Origin of the sequence: Chitinophaga sp. (assembly GCF_035564935.1) — a bacterium.
Taxonomy (GTDB): Bacteria; Bacteroidota; Bacteroidia; order Chitinophagales; family Chitinophagaceae; genus Chitinophaga.
This window is the reverse complement of the sequence record NZ_DATMTE010000801.1, coordinates 1-1,811: the sequence shown is the minus strand read 5'-3', so window position 1 is coordinate 1,811 and position 1,811 is coordinate 1. Positions and strand designations below refer to the sequence as shown.

Below are 1,811 nucleotides of genomic sequence, written 5' to 3'. Positions count from 1 at the left end.
AAAATTCGCTTTAATCATTCGCACTAAAAACTGCTCTACTTGATACTTCAGCAATACATCCAGGAAGTGCTGTTCAAACAGCGGGTTTGTGTGGTACCACAGCTGGGAACGTTTTCTGTGCAGCATTTCCCTGCACACTATAACACCCACGCACAAACGCTTACGGCGCCCCGTGAACAGGTGATGTTTACCCGGCAATGGCAGGATGATGGGTCCTGTGTGGAATGGATAGCCCTTAAAGAGAACCTGGTACCCGCTGTAGCACAACGGAAACTGGAAAAATACCTTGAGGAACTGAAAGCGGATCTTCAATCCGGTAAACCGGTGATATTGCCAGGTATAGGGCAGTTGCAGGGCGACTTCGCCGGCAACATTCTCTTTCATGCAGAAGAGCTGCCGGTGGAAAAGGATACGCTCGATATCAAACCCATTGAACGCGCAGCAGATCAACGCAGCACCAATACAACACCTGCTTTTACTCCGCCGGCGCCCCCTGAAGCGCTGGAACCCATTATGACAGAAGAAGTGGAAGATACACTGGAAGCCGTAACAGAAGAAAGCGGCTTTAAATGGTGGTGGGCGGCGATTCCTGTTGCAGCTATTGTGATCGGGCTGGCGGCCTGGTGGTATTTATCCGGCGTATCCAAAGCGGTGTCTGAGTCTGAAGCATTGCCGGATAATAATATTGCCACCCAGCAACAGTTAGCCGCTGCTGCTGCGGATTCCCTGCAAAAAGCATTGGCCGATTCTACCGCAAAGGCGGCAGTTACTCCTATTACTTACTATGCAGTAGTGGAAAGGTATAAGGATAGTACCGCTGCTGCAAAAATGCAGAAAAAGCAGGCTGCCTGGGGGAAAACACTGGTGCTCTACAAACGGGACAGTATGTTCAGAACCGCGGTGGAACTACATTCAATGGCAGCAGATACCCTCATTCAAAGGGATAGTGTAAGGAAGATATTCGGCAGTAAAGTATTTCTTGAGTTTTAGCCGTCAGGCTTTTATTTCACCCGCCACAATTTCCAGTCCTTCTGCAAAAGTGCGGGGCTGATATCCGAGTTCTTTGGCCGCCTTGTCTATTATCAGCCCTGTTTTGGCAGGGCGGGCCGCAGGTTGTGCCAGCGTTTTGGCACTGATCTTTTCTACGAGGGAAGTATCCAGTTTAAAGTATTCAGCCGTTTGAATGGCCATATCATAAGGAGTGAGAATTTCATTTCCGGAGATGTTGAAGAAACCGGCGGCTTTCTTATCTGCAATCAGCAAACAACCTTTCGCCAGGTCGTGGCACAAAGTAGGCGTACGCCATTGGTCGTCTACCACTTTCACTTTTTTACCCTGCTGCAAATTATTTTTCACCCAGGTGATCATATTATTACGATGCGGATCTGCTACCACGCCGTATACCAGTACGGTACGCACAATGGCCCATTGCAGTTTGCTGTTGATTACCAGCCGCTCTGCAGCCACTTTACTGGTACCATAATAATTAATAGGGTTCACGGTAGCGTCTTCACTGTAAGGACCCTGCAGGCCATCGAACACAAAATCGGTTGACAGGAAAATGAAAAAGGCATTACAGCTTTCCGCTGCATGCACCAGGTAACGGGTAGCTCCTACATTGGTGTCCCAGCAGGCATCTTTATTTTTTTCACAGTCATCTACCTGCGACATAGCGCCGCCATGAATAATGATATCCGGCTGATGCTTTTCCACCAGTTGCTTTACGCTGCCGGCATCCCGCAGGTTTACGGCCTCATAAGTGTATTTATCCCGCAGGGGGAAACGATTAGGGCCTCTGCCTGTGGCTATCA

2 protein-coding genes are annotated in these 1,811 nt (G+C 49.1%); one reads left to right on the top strand and one right to left on the bottom strand.

Translation table 11 applies throughout. The features are described from left to right. Window positions 1-39 precede the first annotated feature (39 nt). Window positions 40-990: a hypothetical protein gene (locus VN105_RS20820; protein ID WP_325643802.1), complete on the top strand. Its 951-nt coding sequence runs from the start codon at window positions 40-42 to the stop codon at window positions 988-990. A 3-nt stretch (window positions 991-993) separates the two neighbouring features. On the opposite strand, the gene VN105_RS20815 is transcribed toward VN105_RS20820, so the two are convergent. Beyond that, window positions 994-1,811 (bottom strand): SDR family oxidoreductase (locus VN105_RS20815; protein WP_325643801.1); only part of this gene is annotated, 818 nt, incomplete at its 5' end.